Genomic DNA, 13616 nt, shown 5'->3' with positions numbered 1-13616 from the left:
CATGCCGCGCCGCTCAATCCTGTCCGCCACCGAGCGCGAAAGCCTGCTGGCACTACCAGATGCCAAAGACGAACTGATACGGCACTACACGTTCAACGAAACCGACCTATCGGTGATCCGCCAGCGTCGCGGCGCTGCGAATCGATTGGGCTTCGCCGTGCAGCTTTGCTACTTGCGATTCCCTGGCATCTTCTTGGGCATCGATGAGCCTCCGTTTCCGCCCCTGTTGCGCATGGTGGCCGCACAACTCAAGGTGCCGGTGGAAAGTTGGAACGATTACGGCCAGCGCGAGCAGACGCGGCGGGAGCACTTGGTCGAGCTGCAAACGGTGTTCGGGTTCAAGCCCTTCACCATGAGTCACTACCGGCAGCCGTGCATACATTGACCGAGCTGGCCTTGCAGACCGATAAAGGGATTGTGCTGGCCAGCACCCTTGTCGAAAACCTGCGGCGGCAGAGCATCATCCTGCCCGCCATGAATGCCATCGAGCGCGCGAGCGCCGAGGCCATCACCCGTGCCAACCGGCGTATTTACGCGGCGTTGACCGATTCTTTGTTATCGCTCCACCGTCAGCGCCTGGACGAACTTCTCAAGCGCAAGGACGGCAGCAAATTGACGTGGCTGGCATGGCTGCGCCAGTCGCCCGTCAAGCCGAACTCTCGGCATATGCTTGAACACATCGAGCGCCTCAAGGCTTGGCAGGCGCTTGACCTTCCCGCAGGCATCGAGCGACAAGTTCACCAGAACCGCCTGCTCAAGATCGCCCGTGAGGGTGGGCAGATGACGCCTGCCGATCTGGCAAAGTTCGAGATGCAACGACGCTATGCCACTCTGGTTTCGCTGGCCATTGAAGGTATGGCCACCGTCACCGACGAAATCATCGACCTGCACGACCGCATCATTGGCAAACTATTCAACGCCGCCAAGAACAAGCATCAGCAGCAGTTTCAGGCTTCCGGCAAAGCCCGCTGTGTCGGTGTAGTGCTCCTCGATCCGCAAGTCCGACTCGTGGTACAGCAGGCCATCGAGCACATAGGTTGAATCACGCACGCCGACGTTGACTACCTTGGTGCTGAAGGGCGCGTACTGGTCGGAGATATGGGTATAAAACGTCCGGCCTGGACTGCTTCCATACTTCGGGTTGATATGCCCGGTGCTCTCCGCTTTGCTGCCGGTTCTGAAATTTTGGCCATCCGACGATGACGTGGTGCCATCGCCCCAGTTTCCGGCAAAGGATTGCCGGAACTGCGCGTTGACCAGTTCGGCCAGCGCCGTTGAGTACGTTTCATCCCGGATGTGCCAGGCTTGCAGCCACGACAGCTTGGCGTAAGTCGTGCCTGGGCAGGACTCGGCCATCTTGGTTAGCCCGAGATTGATGCCATCAGCCAGGATCGTCGTCAGCAGCAAGGTTTTGTCCTTGGCCGTGTCGCCGGTCTTCAGATGCGTGAAATGCCGGGTGAAGCCTGTCCACTCATCAACTTCCATCAGCAGTTCGGTAATCTTGACGTGTGGCAGCAGCATCGCCGACTGGTCGATTAGGGCTTGTGCGGTCTCCGGCACCGCCGCGTCCAGCGGCGTGATCTTCAGGCCGGACTCGGTAATGATGGCATCCGGCAGATCATTGGCCGCCGCCATGCGGTTGACGGTGGCAAGCTGCTGTTCCAGCAATGCCAGTCGGTCGTGCAAATACTGATCGCAATCGGTGGCCACTGCCAGCGACAATTCGTTGGCCAGCTTCAGAGTAGCGAACTTCTCGGCCGGCACCAGGTACTCATCAAAGTCCTTGAACTGGCGCGAACCCTGCACCCAGACATCGCCTGATCGCAGCGCGTTCTTTAGCTCTGACAGGGCGCACAGCTCGTAGTAGCGCCGGTCAATGCCATCGTCCGTGAGCACCAGTTTCGCCCAGCGTGGCTTGATGAATGCGGTCGGCGCGTCGGCGGGCACCTTGCGGGCGTTGTCGCTGTTCATGCCGCGAAGCACCTCGATGGCATCGAGTACGCCCTTGGCGGCTGGTGCCGCCCGTAACTTAAGTACGTCCAGGAACTGCGGCGCGTAGCGGCGCAACGTGGCGTAGCTTTCACCGATGCGATGCAGAAAGTCGAAGCTCTCCGGCTGCGCGAGCTTTTGCGCCTCCGTGACGCTGGCGGCGAAGGTATCCCACGGCATTACGGCCTCGATGGCGGCGAACGGATCGCCGCCGCTCTGTTTGGCTTCCAGCAAGGCTTGGCCGATGCGGCCATACATCCGCACCTTGTCATTGATCGCCTTACCGATCATGTCTTCGGCCTGATGCACCTACTGGGCTTCCGATTCGCGCCACGTATCCGAGACCTGGGCGACACCAAGCTATTCATCCCAAAGGGCGATGCCGCCTATGACGCGCTCAAGCCGATGATTAGCAGCGACCGGCTGAACATCAAGCAGATACGCGCCCATTGGGATGAAATCTTGCGGTTCGCCACTTCGATCAAGCAGGGTACGGTGACGGCCTCGCTGATGTTGCGCAAGCTCGGCAGCTATCCGCGTCAGAACGGACTGGCCGTTGCACTGCGCGAGCTGGGGCGCATTGAGCGCACGTTGTTCATACTGGATTGGCTGCAAAGCGTGGAGCTGCGCCGCCGCGTGCAGGCCGGACTCAACAAAGGCGAGGCGCGCAACGCGCTGGCCAGGGCGGTGTTCTTCAACCGACTGGGCGAAATCCGCGACCGCAGTTTTGAGCAACAACGCTACCGGGCCAGCGGCCTCAATCTGGTAACGGCGGCCATCGTGCTTTGGAACACGGCCTATCTGGAACGGGCAACCAATGCTTTGAACGGGCACGGCAAACCGGTAGACGAGACGCTGTTTCAATACCTGTCACCGCTGGGGTGGGAACACATCAATCTGACCGGCGATTACCTCTGGCGCAGCAGCACCAAGGTCGGCGCAGGCAAGTTCAGACCGTTGCGACCACTGCCACCGGCTTAACGTGCTTTATTTTCCGTTTTCTGAGACGATCCCTTATGAGCCTGCTGTCACCCTTTGACGTGGTGATATGGATGACGGATGGCTGGCCGCTGTATGAATCCCGCCTGAAGGGAAAGCTGCACGTAATCAGCAAGCGATATACGCAGCGAATTGAGCGGCATAACCTGAATCTGAGGCAGCACCTGGCACGGCTGGGACGGAAGTCGCTGTCGCTCTCAAAATCGGTGGAGCTGCATGACAAAGTCATCGGGCATTATCTGAACATAAAACACTATCAATAAGTTGGAGTCATTACCCTTTTTTCAACTTCTGATGGAAGCGAGTGATTGAACTCATACATTAATGTTTTCCCACGAAGTCTTTTTTCAGGTAAGCCTTCGCACATATCGGTAAATAGCTTGCCTGCTTTTATTTTTTCTGTCATCGACATGTTCATTTTTAACATTCCGTCCTGATAAGTTGGTCGGATAAGGCGCTCGCGCCGTATCCGACATTAATTTCTTAAGCGACTTCATTCACCTGGCGACGCAGCAGGGAAAGTGGGCCGGGGCCGCTAAGCGTGAACACGGAAATTAAGGTGAAGCCCAGCGCCACCAGACCCAGCACCAGGTAAGCGCCCTGGAAACCGATGCTTTCATACATATTGCCCGCCAGAATAGACATAAAAATCATCGCCAGTTGCTTAAAGAAGCAGAAACAGACCAGATAAATCGTCGCTGAAAAACGCACTTCAAACTGGCTGGTAATATATTTAAAGCAGCCCACCAGCAGGAACGGTACTTCAAACATATGCAGCGTTTTCAGAATAACCACTTCCAGTGCTGAGGTAGCGAACGATGAGCCAATAATACGTACTGACATAATAGTGCCTGCCAGCAGCAGGGCGTTTTTCCCACCGATGCGATTAATGATCAGCGGCGCAAAGAACATAATCGAGGCGTTAAGTAATTCGCCCATTGTCGTTACGTAGCCAAATACCCGCGTACCCTGTTCACCGTTGGCAAAAAAAGAAGTAAAGAAATTAGCAAACTGTTGGTCAAAAACATCGTAGGTGCAGGAGACGCCAATAACATACAGTGACAAAAACCACAGTTTTGGCTGTCTGAACAGTTCCAGCGCCAGCTTAAGGCTAAATGCCGAATGGTTGGCACCTACCGCATTGGCAACCGTGGCGGAAGAGGGCGCATCTGTTTTGGCGAAAAAGAGCAAAACGGCGAGGATGAATGCACAGCCAGAACCCAGCCAGAAAACAAACTGATTATTGATGGTAAACATGATGCCGACAATCGAGGCACACATCGCCCAGCCAACACAGCCAAACATCCGCGCGCGACCAAATTCGAAATTACTACGACGGCTGACTTTCTCGATAAATGCCTCTACTGCTGGCGCACCGGCGTTAAAACAAAAGCCAAGATAAATACCACCAACAATCGCTCCTACTAAAATGTTGTATTGTAACAGTGGCCCGAAGATAAAAATAAAGAACGGCGCAAACATCACTAACATGCCGGTAATAATCCACAGCAGGTATTTTCGCAGTCCGAGTTTGTCAGAAATCAGACCAAACAGCGGTTGGAATAATATCGAGAACAGAGAAATAGCGGCAAAAATAATACCCGTATCACTTTTGCTGATATGGTTGATGTCATGTAGCCAAATCGGGAAAAACGGGAAGTAGGCTCCCATGATAAAAAAGTAAAAGAAAAAGAATAAACCGAACATCCAAAAGTTTGTGTTTTTTAAATAGTACATAATGGATTTCCTTACGCAAAATACGGGCAGACATGGTCTGCCTGGTTATTATTATTTTTGACACCAGACCAACTGGTAATGGTAGCGACCGGCGCTCAGCTGGAATTCCACCGACACTGACGGGCTCCAGGAGTCGTCGCCACCAATTCCCATATGGAAACCGTCGATATTCAGCCATGTGCCTTCTTCCGCGTGCAGCAGATGGCGATGACTGGTTTCCATCAGTTGTTGTTGGCTGTAGTGGCTGATGTTGAACTGGAAGTCGCCGCGCCACTGGTGTGGGCCATAACTCAATTCGCGCGTCCCGCAGCGCAGACCGTTTTCGCTCGGGAAAACGTACGGAGTATACATGTCTGACAATGGCAAGTCCCAGCGGTCAAAACAGGCCGCAGTAAGACGGTCGGGATAATTTTCTTGCGGTCCTAATCCGAGCCAGTTTACTCGCTCTGCGACCTGCGCCAGCTGGCAGGTCAGGCCAATCCGCGCCGGATGCGGCGTATCGCTTGCCACTTCAGCATCAACGGTAATCGCCATTTGACCACTACCATCAATCCGGTAAGTTTTCCGGCTGATAAATAAGGTTTTCCCCTGATGCTGCCACGCGTGGGCGGTCGTAATCAGCACCGCGTCGGCAAGTGTATCTGCCGTGCACTGCAACAACGCTGCTTCGGCCTGGTAATGGCCCGCCGCCTTCCAGCGTTCGACCCAGGCGTTAGGGTCAATGCGGGTCGTTTCACTTACGCCAATGTCATTATCCAGCGGTGCACGGGTGAATTGATCGCGCAGCGGCGTCAGCAGTTGTTTTTCATCGCCGATCCACATTTGTGAAAGAAGACCTGACAACCGGTTAAATTGCCAACGCTTATTACCAAGTTCGATGCAAAAATCCGTTTCGCTGGTGGTCAGTTGCGGGATGGCGTGGGGCGCGGAGGGTTGTGTCACGCTGAGGTTTTCCGCCAGACGCCATTGCTGCCAGGCGCTGATGTGCCCGGCTGCTGACCATGTGGTCGCGTTCGGTTGCACTACGTGAACCGTTAGCCAGAGTTGCCCGGTGCTCTCCGGCTGCGGTAGTTCAGGCAGTTCAATCAACTGTTTTCCTTGTGGAGCGACATCCAGAGGCACTTCACCGCTTGTCAGCAGCTTGCCATCCAGCGCCACCATCCAGCGCAGGAGCTCGTTATCGCTATGACGGAACAGGTATTCGCTGGTCACTTCGATGGTTTGCCCGGATAAACGGAACTGGAAAAACTGCTGCTGGTGTTTTGCTTCTGTCAGCGCTGGATGCGGCGTGCGGTCTGCAAAGACCAGACCGTTCATGCAGAACTGGCGATCGTTCGGCGTATCGCCAAAATCACCGCCGTAAGCCGACCACGGGTTGCCGTTTTCATCATATTTAATCAGCGATTGATCGACCCAGTCCCAGACGAAGCCGCCCTGTAAACGGGGGTATTGACGAAACGCCTGCCAGTATTTAGCGAAGCCACCAAGACTGTTACCCATTGCGTGGGCATATTCGCAAAGGATCAGCGGACGCAGTTCTCCAGGCAGCGAAAGCCATTTTTTGATGGACCATTTCGGCACAGCCGGGAAGGGCTGGTCTTCATCCACACGCGCGTACATCGGGCAAATAATATCGGTTGCGGAGGTGTCGGCTCCGCCGCCTTCATACTGTACCGGGCGGGAAGGATCGACAGATTTAATCCAGCGATAGAGCGCATCGTGATTAGCACCGTGGCCTGATTCATTCCCCAGCGACCAGATGATCACACTCGGGTGATTACGATCGCGCTGCACCATTCGCGTTACGCGTTCGCTCATCGCGGGTAGCCAGAGCGGATCATCGGTCAGACGATTCATTGGCACCATGCCGTGGGTTTCAATATTGGCTTCATCCACCACGTACAGGCCGTAGCGGTCGCACAACGTGTACCACAGCGGATGATTCGGATAATGCGAACAGCGCACGGCGTTAAAGTTGTTCTGCTTCATCAGCAGGATATCCTGCACCATCGTCTGCTCATCCATGACCTGACCATGCAGAGGATGATGCTCGTGACGGTTAACACCGCGAATCAACAACGGCTTGCCGTTCAGCAGCAGCAGGCCATTTTCAATCCGCACCTCGCGGAAACCGACATCGCAGGCTTCTGCTTCAATCAGCATGCCGTCGGCGGTGTGCAGTTCAATCACCGCACGGTAGAGATTCGGGATTTCGGCGCTCCACAGCGCCGGGTTTTCGACGTTCAGACGTAGCGTGACGCGATTGGCATAACCGCCACGCTCATCGATAATTTCACCGCCGAAAGGCGCGGTGCCGCTGGCGACCTGTGTTTCACCCTGCCACAAAGAAACCGTCACCCTCAGCTCATCGCGCAGCACGCCGTACATCTGAACTTTTGCCTCCAGTACAGCGCGGCTGAAATTATCATTAAAGTGAGTAACAACATGGAAATCGCTGATTTGTGTGGTCGGTTTGTGCAGCAACGAGACGTCACGGAAAATGCCGCTCATCCGCCACATATCCTGATCTTCCAGATAATTGCCGTTACTCCAGCGCAGCACCATCACCGCGAGGCGGTTTTCTCCGGCGTGTAAAAATGCGCTCAGGTCAAATTCAGACGGCAAACGACTGTCCTGTCCGTAACCGACCCAGCGCCCGTTGCACCACAAATGAAACGCCGAGTTAACACCATCAAAAATAATTCGCGTCTGGCCTTCCTGTAGCCAGCTTTCATCAATATTAAATGTGAGCGAGTAACAACCCGTCGGATTCTCCGTGGGAACATACGGCGGATTGACCGCAATGGGATAGGTCACGTTGGTGTAGATAGGCGCATCGTAACCGTGCATCTGCCAGTTTGAGGGGACGATGACAGTATCGGCGTCAGGAAGATCGCGCTCCAGCCAGCTTTCTGGTACCGCTTCTGGTGCCGGGAACCAGGCAAAGCGCCATTCACCATTCAGGCTGCGCGACTCTTGGGAAGGGCGATCGGTGCGAGCCTCTTCGCTATTACGCCAGCTGGCGAAAGGGGGATGTGCCGCAAGGCGATTAAGTTGGGTAACGCCAGGGTTTTCCCAGTCACGACGTTGTAATACGACGGCCAGTGAATCCGTAATCATTGTCATAGTTGTATCCTGTGTGAATTGTTATCCGCTCACATTTTCGCATAACATACGAGCCGGACACATAGAGTGTAAAGCCTGGGGTGCCTAATGAGTGAGCTGACTCACATTAATTGCGTTGCGCTCACTGCCCGCTTTCAAGTCGGGAAACTTGTCGTGCCAGCTGCATTAAGGAATCTGCCAACGTGCGGGGAGAGGTGGTTTGCGTATTGGGCGGTAGGGTGGTTTTTCTTTTCACCAGTGAGACGGGCAACAGCTGATTGCTCTTCACCGCCTGGCCCTGAGAGAGTTTCAGCAAGCGGTCCACGCTAGTTTTCCCCAGCAGGCGAAAATCCTGTTTGATGGTGGTTAACGGCGGGATATAACACGAGCTGTCTTCGGTATCGTCGTATCCCACTACCGAGATATCCGCACCAACGCGCAGCCCGGACTCGGTAATAGCGCGCATTGCGCCCAGCGCCATCTGATCGTTGGCAACCAGCATCGCAGTGGGAACGATGCCCTCATTCAGCATTTGCATAGTTTGTTGAAAACCGGACATGGCACTCCAGTCGCCTTCCCGTTCCGCTATCGGATGAATTTGATTGCGTGTGAGATATTTATGCCAGTCCGCCAGACGCAGACGCGCCGAGACAGAACTTAATGGACCGGCTAACAACGCGATTTGCTGGTGACCCAATGCGATCAGATGCTCCACACCCAGTCGCGTACCGTCTTCATGGGAAAAAATAATACTGTTGATGGGAGTCTGGTCAGAGACATCAAGAAATAGGGCCGGAACATTAGCGCAGGCAGCTTCCACAGCAATGGCATCCTCGTCATCCAGCGGATAGTTAATGATCAGACCACTGACGCGTTGCGCGAGAAGGTTATGTACCGCCGCTTTACAGGCTTCGACGCTGCTTCGTTCTACCATCGACACCACCACGCTGGCACCCAGTTGATCGGCGCGAGATTTAATCGCCGCGACAATTTGCGACGGCGCGTGCAGGGCCAGACTGGAGGTAGCAACGCCAATCAGCAACGACTGTTTGCCCGCCAGTTGTTGTGCCACGCGGTTGGGAATGTAGTTCAGCTGCGCCATCGCCGCTTCCACCTTTTCCCGCGTTTTCGCAGAGACGTGGCTGGCCTGGTTCATCACGCGGGAAACGGTCTGATAAGAGACACCGGCATACTCTGCGACATCGTATAGCGTTACTGGTTTCACATTTACCACCCTGAATTGACTCTCTTCGGGTGCTATCATGCCATACCACGAAATGTTTTGCGCCATTCGGAGGGGGCACGCCGAAGTGAGATTCAAAATGCCGACGTCAGTTTACAGGTGGGTAATGATACCAACGTGTTGATTTCGTATTTTCACTGACACCAGGATCATCCTGATGTTACAAGGATTGAATGACCACTACAAAAGCACTTCGCCGGGCTCATGAGGACATGGAAAATAAAAATGTGAACGGGAAAATTGTTTTTTCAGGGTTCTGATGAACAGGCCTGTCAGAGTAAAAAAAGATTCGGGTTCAGCACAATGCTGAATTCTGTCTGGCTATAGAGTAAGAATCGTACCGGAATTGAGCATTTACCCTCAGTACCTGCGGATGAAAAAGCAGTCTGCCCTGACATACTGAACAATCCCTTCTCATAAGATGCCTCTCTTTTGCTGTTTAAAGAGCTGAGCAGTCCGGGCGGAGACTGACCTCGTTCCGCTTTCCAAGCGACCCCCTTGTTGAAAGTGCGACAAAAGAGATAGGGCGAATGACTATACTTCGCTCATAGCTGCCCGTCATGCCAGCTCAAAAAATAGGCTTAACGTAGGATATTTTCCGTTTTCCAAGCGGCCCCCTTTTACCCCCTGCACAGTGCAAACACGACCAAAGGGTTTATTGAAGGAGTTGGGATCGTGGCCGTTGCCCGGACGGAGGCCGAGGCCATTCGCCTAATCCTGCCCCGTCCGGAAAACCATCCCGCCGCAAAAAGAAGTCAAGAGGAGAACCGTGGAAAGCGATCGCCACCTTCCTGGCGGCTGGCCAACCGCCAGGAAGCGCACAACCTGATGACAGAATATGACATGGACCGCCGCGGGCGTGAAAAAAGTCTGTGGGAGGAAGCACTGGAAGTTATCAAAACCACAACCATGGCAGAACTTACCTTACGCTATATCACGCTCAACAAACCTGAGACTGATGAAACAGCCGCACCGGAAGCGATGATACCTACAGATGCAATTCTGCGTAATATTAGCCTTCCGGAGATAGCGGCCAGGACATCGCTCAAACAACAATTATTCGAACCCAGCAGGGCTCCGCCTCAGTTAAGTGGCCGAATCTTTCTCGTTGATAAAAAAAGGCCGCTTGCGCGGCCTTTTTTCTTTAATTATCTTATGCCTGCTTCTGCCTTGCCTTCGGTGTTATTCGGTCTGCCTGTTCTGGCGACCCGGGAAGTGTAATGATATCCTGCTCATCTGCGTATAAATGGCGGATTTAACAATAAGAATGGCTAAAGCTCTCAATGGATTACCAACCTTTAAAGATTTGGACCTGAAAGACCTCAGGAACCTTGAAGCTGAAGAACGTCGTGATCAACCAGAAGAGATCGTCGCAGGGAGTACAGCTGAAGAAGCCCTGGCGTTCCTGGAAGCACATATGGGTTTCAGCTCGCCAGAAATGTCTGCAGTTATTAAGGCAACGCATATAGGAAACATGTGTATTGTACGCGATAAGCTTGCCCACATTGTGGAGAAGCGCGTAGACGCACGTGAACGTTACGTAAAGCTGGCACTCGACACACTTGAGCATCCCTACGAGATATGGGAAACAATGTATGACGATGAAATGGTGCGTTATATCTTTATCGGCACATACAAGCAGAGGCAGCAAATGCTGGTAGTTGTTGCACCCTGGGATGGAAAGGTTCTCTGGAACTTTATGCACACAGAAGCAAAGGGGCTGAACAAACACCGCAGAGGGAAGTTGCTGTATTGCAGATAACAAAAAGCCGCAATGATGAACACTGCGGCTAATAATGTTGTCTTTTTATATTAAACACCTTCAGACTAAAGGTGCTGAGGTCTCACCCAGGCACAGAAGTTAGGGCTTCTATGGGGTTCATCCACCAACTATTGCACCCTAATGCAGTTGGCTTCCCGCTCAAAAATAATATTACGCTAATATAAGTTAGTGTCAACCATGATGAATGGCTTGCGTAAAGAGGTTTAGTGCGCCTGCTCATGCTAACGCGGAGAAGGTGGCTTCCAGTCGTTACGTGGCTCATGTGAGATGTATGCCGGTGTATTCTGCTCCGCCTCTGCGTTACGGAAAAACGCTTCGCACTGCTCACGCATTCTGTCCACATCCGGTCGGCTGATACGGACCTGATCCTCTTCTCCCGCACGGTACACATTATACCAGCCCACCATCTCAGCAAGCGCCTGGTTAAACTGTATGTCATTCCCTTCCGGAGCAAAGCCCATCTTCGGGTCCCTGGCGAAAAGCACAGGGGATACCCGGTTTAGCTCACGCTGAAGGGACGCAAAATCACTGCCGTTTCTGAACACCACCCGATCGCCGTAATCGGTACAGACGTGCTGCCCGGTACCGCATAGCTCCACAGGCTTTCTTTGTCGGAGAAAATCTCACGTTTAAGCGCGCCCTGCGGACCCGAACCGGTGCGCAGTTTTGCCCATTCCCGATCGCTGACCGGGCGGGCTTTCAGTCCTCCGCCGGCAAAACGTTCCGCCGGAGGGACCTGGCGGAAAATGTCATGAGGAACAGGCTGCCACCCACCTTCATAGCTGTTCATGACCGCTTTCGTCAGGGCTGGCCAGACACGTTCAGCGCGTACGGGCGTACGCGTCTGATCGTAACCGTCACAGATAACAAGGCAGTCATGCTGCTCTTTCAGGTACAGACCGGAATGTGCCAGAAGCGTATGAACAGCCTGCATGGTGCGTTGCGCCGGGTCCTGATAAAGTGCGATAAGTGGCGCGCGCAGACGGGAGACAGCGTACTCATTCAGCGTCTCCGTTTCGGTCATGCGTCCAGGGCGGGACAGCATGGTAACGGTACGGCGAACTGTCGCTCAAGATGATTCGGGATAGCAACGTGCTCATGACCGCCACGCTTATACCGGTGAGTCGGCTGCTGGCAACTGACCAGCCCCAGCTCTTTCATGAGTCTGCCAGCAAGCCAGCGCCCCATCTGGTAGCCTCTCTGGGTTGCCATTGTGGCGATGCTTCTTGCTCCGGCAGAGCCGTGGCTGATGCCATGCAGTTCAAGTACCTGGCTGCGTAATACAGCCCGTCTGCCGTCTGGCTTTTCAGGACGGTTTTTCCAGTATTTGTAGCTGCTGCGATGGACCCCGAACACATGGCAGAGAGTGGCCACAGGATAACGCGCCCTGAGTTTCCCGATTATCGAGAACTGTTCAGGGAGTCTGACATCAAGAGCGCGGTAGCCTTTTTTAATATTTCATTTTCCATTTCAATACGTTGTAGCTTTTTCCTGAGCTCACGGATTTCAATTTGTTCCGGGGTAATGGGGGAGGCTTTTGGTGTTTTTCCCTGCCGCTCATCACGTAATTGTTTCACCCATCGCGTCATTGTGGAAAGGCCGACATCCATAGCGCTGGCTGCATCTGCCACGGTGTAATTCTGGTCAACGACCAGTTGAGCGGATTCGCGTTTAAACTCTGCGCTGAAATTTCTTTTTTTCATTATGGCACCTGTGTTGTTCTGAGGTGAGCATATCACCTCTGTTCAGGTGGCCAAATTCAGTAAACCACTTCAATTCTGAGGGCTTTACGCCGTTTAAATGAGCCGAGTTTTATGAACGCAGCGATATCTTATCTGTGATCAAGTTATGAAAGTAACCGCCTGTTATGAATGCTCCCGCCCATTTATGATAGTGACCGCTTTCCGTTGGATGTTAGTTATCTACACGAAACAGATATTAAGTTAGCTAAGCCATTTTTATCGTGAACAGGGCTAACGATTGCCGCGCAGAAGCTGCAGCGCATCCTGCGTATCGAGTGAGAACCGGACCTGCTGACTGGCGGCCACATCGAGCGCAAATATCTTTGTGTACACTTCCGTTGATTCAAACTTCTTGTGCCCCATCAGGACCTGCAGAACCTTCGGGTGAACATGGCCATATAAAAGGTGCATTGCGAAGCTGTGTCTGAACGTATGCGGGCTGACCGGAATACTGAATCTCACGCCGTCCCGTTCCGCTGCGTCGACGGCACGCTCAAGCCAGTTGCGTACTGTCCGGTCGGTAACTCCCCAGACCGGCATGGCCCGATGTTCACCTATTAGCTTGTCGTCCTCGAATCTTTCCCGCGTGCTCGCAAATAGCCGACGCATTTCATCCACGTATCCGGGGTCTGACAGCGGGATCACCCGGTTCGCACTTTTTTCCTTTTTCGGGCGACCGCCAGCTGTGCGGCGTTGTTTGGCCGTACGGACCACCACGTGCGGGATCTAATCATTGAGGTGAAAGTCCCTTCTTCTGAGTGCCAGTGTTTCGTTGAGGCGTGCGCCGGTGTTCCACAGCGTGTTAATAAAGGCGTGTTGATTCCAGTCGGGTAAGTAATGCAGCAGACCAGCCACTTCCGGTGCCAGAAGGTATTTAGGCATCTCGTTATAGTGCCTGGCCATTTCCCGCAGCGAGAGAGCCCGGCCGTAGTCAAACGGTGCAGAAGTGGCAGTCACCTGCAGGGCAGGGGAGTGATGAACAAAAGCGGGCAGATTCATAACGCACCTGGCGATAAGG

At 53.7% G+C, this 13616-nt stretch carries 7 protein-coding genes and 7 pseudogenes; 5 read left to right on the top strand and 9 right to left on the bottom strand.

Annotated features, from left to right (window positions below; genetic code table 11):
* Position 1: 1 nt before the first annotated feature.
* A pseudogene (locus C2U54_RS24585) lies at positions 2-1041 on the top strand (DUF4158 domain-containing protein).
* Here C2U54_RS24585 and C2U54_RS24580 read toward each other — a convergent pair.
* Positions 928-2274, bottom strand: a pseudogene (locus tag C2U54_RS24580) (Tn3 family transposase); the annotation flags it as partial. The pseudogenes C2U54_RS24585 and C2U54_RS24580 overlap by 114 nt on opposite strands.
* Here C2U54_RS24580 and C2U54_RS24575 point away from each other — a divergent pair.
* Both C2U54_RS24575 and C2U54_RS24570 read left to right on the top strand, forming a co-directional pair.
* A pseudogene (locus tag C2U54_RS24575) lies at positions 2272-2970 on the top strand (Tn3 family transposase); the annotation flags it as partial. The pseudogenes C2U54_RS24580 and C2U54_RS24575 overlap by 3 nt on opposite strands.
* A 32-nt stretch (positions 2971-3002) precedes the next feature.
* Positions 3003-3251: pseudogene (locus C2U54_RS24570) on the top strand (IS1 family transposase); the annotation flags it as partial.
* A gap of 14 nt (positions 3252-3265) precedes the next feature.
* Here the strand turns inward: C2U54_RS24570 and C2U54_RS24565 are convergent.
* From C2U54_RS24565 to lacI, 4 genes and pseudogenes are all read right to left on the bottom strand, one after another.
* A pseudogene (locus tag C2U54_RS24565) lies at positions 3266-3406 on the bottom strand (maltose acetyltransferase domain-containing protein); the annotation flags it as partial.
* Positions 3407-3471: 65 nt separating this feature from the next.
* Complete coding sequence (gene lacY / locus C2U54_RS24560) at positions 3472-4725, bottom strand: lactose permease (RefSeq protein ID WP_088221856.1); 1254 nt, start codon at positions 4723-4725, stop codon at positions 3472-3474.
* Positions 4726-4776: 51 nt separating this feature from the next.
* Positions 4777-7851: a beta-galactosidase gene (gene lacZ, locus C2U54_RS24555; RefSeq protein ID WP_103181178.1), complete on the bottom strand. Its 3075-nt coding sequence runs from the start codon at positions 7849-7851 to the stop codon at positions 4777-4779.
* A gap of 121 nt (positions 7852-7972) precedes the next feature.
* Positions 7973-9055, bottom strand: a complete 1083-nt coding sequence (gene lacI / locus C2U54_RS24550) for a DNA-binding transcriptional repressor LacI (RefSeq protein WP_016809493.1) — start codon at positions 9053-9055, stop codon at positions 7973-7975.
* Between the two features lie 693 nt (positions 9056-9748).
* Here lacI and C2U54_RS24540 point away from each other — a divergent pair.
* Entirely contained in the window at positions 9749-10294 is a 546-nt protein-coding gene (locus C2U54_RS24540; protein WP_103181177.1) for a hypothetical protein, read from the top strand.
* Positions 10295-10340: 46 nt separating this feature from the next.
* Positions 10341-10835: a PBECR2 nuclease fold domain-containing protein gene (locus tag C2U54_RS24535; protein WP_058663152.1), complete on the top strand. Its 495-nt coding sequence runs from the start codon at positions 10341-10343 to the stop codon at positions 10833-10835.
* 242 nt (positions 10836-11077) lie between these two features.
* Here C2U54_RS24535 and C2U54_RS24530 read toward each other — a convergent pair whose 3' ends face one another.
* The 4 genes and pseudogenes from C2U54_RS24530 to C2U54_RS28160 all read right to left on the bottom strand — a co-directional run bounded on the left by C2U54_RS24530 (position 11078) and on the right by C2U54_RS28160 (position 13597).
* A complete protein-coding gene (locus tag C2U54_RS24530) occupies positions 11078-11341 on the bottom strand; it encodes a hypothetical protein (RefSeq protein WP_139156382.1) in 264 nt (87 codons plus the stop codon).
* Positions 11342-11355: 14 nt separating this feature from the next.
* The gene (locus C2U54_RS24525; protein WP_103181175.1) at positions 11356-11880 is read right to left on the bottom strand and encodes a hypothetical protein; all 525 of its coding nucleotides are present in this window, start codon (positions 11878-11880) and stop codon (positions 11356-11358) included.
* Between the two features lie 20 nt (positions 11881-11900).
* Positions 11901-12559, bottom strand: a pseudogene (locus tag C2U54_RS24520) (transposase); the annotation flags it as partial.
* A 270-nt stretch (positions 12560-12829) separates the two neighbouring features.
* Positions 12830-13597 (bottom strand): annotated as a pseudogene (locus C2U54_RS28160) (tyrosine-type recombinase/integrase).
* Positions 13598-13616: the final 19 nt, after the last annotated feature.

This window comes from Leclercia sp. LSNIH1, from assembly GCF_002902985.1.
Lineage (GTDB): Bacteria > Pseudomonadota > Gammaproteobacteria > Enterobacterales > Enterobacteriaceae > Enterobacter.
Note: the sequence above shows the minus strand (reverse complement) of the source record. Positions and strands in the feature narration are given on the sequence as shown.